Origin of the sequence: Candidatus Cryosericum odellii (assembly GCF_003570935.1) — a bacterium.
Taxonomy (GTDB): Bacteria; Caldisericota; Caldisericia; order Cryosericales; family Cryosericaceae; genus Cryosericum; species Cryosericum odellii.
Genome location: NZ_QXIU01000160.1, coordinates 3,434 through 6,299 on the forward strand (window position 1 = coordinate 3,434; position 2,866 = coordinate 6,299).

Below are 2,866 nucleotides of genomic sequence, written 5' to 3' on the forward strand. Positions count from 1 at the left end.
CTTGGCAGGGATGTCGCCTATGTCTGGCACCGTGAGACGGACTTGTCCGGCTTCGACGGTGTGATCCTGCCGGGCGGTTTCTCGTACGGCGACTACCTGCGGCCGGGAGCCATCGCGCGGTTCGCACCGCTCATGGAGGCGGTGGTCCGGTTTGCCGGCCGGGGAGGCATGGTCCTGGGCATCTGTAACGGCTTCCAGCTGCTCACCGAAGCAGGGCTGTTGCCGGGCGCTTTGCTGCGCAACCGTGACCTGGCTTTCATCTGTGACACCGTGCCGGTGCGCGTCGAGAATGCAGACACCGCGTTCACACGGCGCTGCCGGGCCGGGCAGGTGCTCCGACTGCCCATTGCCCACGGCGACGGCAACTATGCCGTGGACCCGGCGACGCTGGCCGCCATGGAACAGCGGGGGCAGGTGATCCTACGCTATTGCGCTCCGGACGGCACGGTGGACGAGGGGCACAATCCCAACGGCTCGGTCGCGAACATTGCAGGCATTATCAACGAACAGGGCAACGTGGCCGGCATGATGCCCCACCCCGAGCGGGCGGCGGAGGAGTTGCTGGGTGGGACCGACGGCCTGTTCATCCTGCAGTCCATGGTTCAGGAACTCGAAAGGAGGCAGCATGAAACTTGCCGGTGCTGAACGGGCTGCACGCGTGGGCCTCACAGATGCGGAGTACGCGCGCATCGTCGAACTCGTCGGGCGCGAGCCCGGAGATCTGGAGCTGGATCTCTTTGGCGTCATGTGGAGCGAGCACTGCAGCTACAAGACCTCGCGCCCGTTGCTGCGCCTCTTTCCCACGACGGGACCGGCGGTGCTGCAGGGGCCGGGCGAGAACGCCGGCATCGTCGACATCGGAGATGGATTGGCGGTCGTCATGAAGGTCGAGAGCCACAACCACCCCTCTGCGGTCGAACCGTACCAGGGGGCGGCCACCGGGTCGGGCGGTATCATCCGGGACATCTTCACGATGGGAGCGCGGCCCGTCGCCATGCTGGACTCGCTGCGATTTGGTGACCTCAAAGAAGCTCGGCAGCGCTCGCTGTTCAGGGGCGTTGTGAAAGGGATCGGCGACTACGACAACTGCATGGGCATCCCGACGGTGGCGGGCGAGGTCGGGTTCGACGACTCCTACACGGGCAACTGTCTGGTAAATGCAATGTGCGTTGGCATCATCCGGCATGGGGACATCAAGCGCAGCGCAGCCACAGGAGTCGGCAACGCCGTCATCCTCGTCGGCGCAACGACGGGCCGGGACGGCATGGGCGGCGCCAGTTTCGCCTCGGTGGACCTGACGGCTGCTTCGCAGGAACGCAAGTCCGCCGTTCAGGTGGGTGACCCCTTCCTCGAGAAACTGTTGCTCGAGGCATGCCTGGAGCTGTTCCAGACTGACGCGGTGGTCGGCATCCAGGACCTCGGCGCGGCAGGACTTACCTCGGCAAGCTGCGAGACGGCGGCCAAGGGTGGGGTGGGAATAGATCTGGACGTTGCCCTGGTACCGCGTCGCGAGGACGGAATGGTCCCTGCCGAGGTCATGATTTCGGAGTCGCAGGAACGCATGCTGGTCATTGCGCGCCAGGGACGTGAAGGAGAGGTACAGCGCATCTTCGATAAGTGGGGGCTGAACGCCGCGGTCATCGGGCGGGTCACGGACGATGGCATGCTGACGATTCGCGACGGGGATGTTATCGTGGGACAGGTCCCTGCCAAGGCACTGGCGGAACAGGCGCCTCTCCGGCACCCCGAGGCGGTGCGGCCGGCATGGCAGGACAACCTGCTCAACCTGGACGTGACACTCCTGCCGCAGCAGGACGACTGGACTGGAACGTTGACGGCACTGCTGGGGACGCCGACCATCGCTAGCAAGGAATGGGTGTACCGCCAGTACGACAGCGTGGTGCGCACCAACACGGTCATCGGGCCCGGATCGGATGCTGCTGTCCTGCGTGTGGGAGGGACAGACCATGGCATAGCCCTGACGATCGACGGGCCGGGACGGATGTGCCTGCTGGACCCGGCGACGGGCGCAGCCATGGCAGTGGCCGAGGCGGCACGGAACCTGGTCTGCAGCGGTGCAAAGCCGCTGGCCCTCACGGATTGTCTCAACTTTGGCAATCCCGAGAAACCGGAGGTGTTCTGGCAGTTCAGCCAGGCCGTCAAGGGCATGAGCGAGGCCTGCCGGAAGCTGGGGATCCCCGTGATCGGTGGTAACGTCAGTTTCTACAACGAAACCGGCGCGTCGGCGATCGTGCCCACGCCTGTCGTCGGCATGGTCGGTGTGGTCAAAGATCTTGCCCACATCTGTCGGCAGGGGTTTGGCGAATCGGGCAGCGTCGTGGTTCTGCTGGGCGCGAATACGGATGAGCTCGGCGGCAGTGAGTATGTCCGGCTGGCAACGGGCAGGACGGCCGGGCGTGTTCCACTTCTCGACCTGGAGCGCGAGAAAGAAGTTCAGGAGCTGTGTCTGACCGGGATACGCCGTGGGTTGATCCGGTCGGCGCATGACGTGAGCGACGGAGGTCTCGGGGTGACGCTTGCCGAGTCCTGTATCAGTGGGCAGACGGGAGCCGATTGCTCCCTGCCGGCTGGGATACGTCCGGATGCACTCCTCTTCGGCGAGGCGCCATCGCGGATCGTCGTCACGGTCGGAGCTGGCGACTTGCAGGCGCTTGTGGACGCGGCCGTCGAGATGGGTGTCCCGCTCGCCGTGCTGGGGACGACAGGTGGGGCGCTGTTGAACATCGACGTCTCAGGCAAATCACTCGTCCGCGCGCCGGTTGTCGATCTTGCCGCCGCCTGGAGCGGCTCGCTGCCGCAGGTGATGAACATATGAGAAGTATGAGCGGTCTGCACGAGGAATGTG

2 protein-coding genes are annotated in these 2,866 nt (G+C 65.2%); both read left to right on the forward strand.

Going from position 1 to position 2,866, the window contains the following annotated elements; all coding sequences use genetic code 11:
- Positions 1–645, forward strand: a 645-nt coding sequence (gene purQ / locus SMC5_RS06720; protein ID WP_119120095.1) for a phosphoribosylformylglycinamidine synthase subunit PurQ, incomplete at its 5' end; no start/stop codon positions are given.
- On the forward strand, positions 626–2,836 hold the full coding sequence (gene purL, locus SMC5_RS06725) for a phosphoribosylformylglycinamidine synthase subunit PurL (RefSeq protein ID WP_119120093.1): 2,211 nt from the start codon (positions 626–628) through the stop codon (positions 2,834–2,836). The genes purQ and purL, both read left to right, overlap by 20 nt.
- Positions 2,837–2,866: the final 30 nt, after the last annotated feature.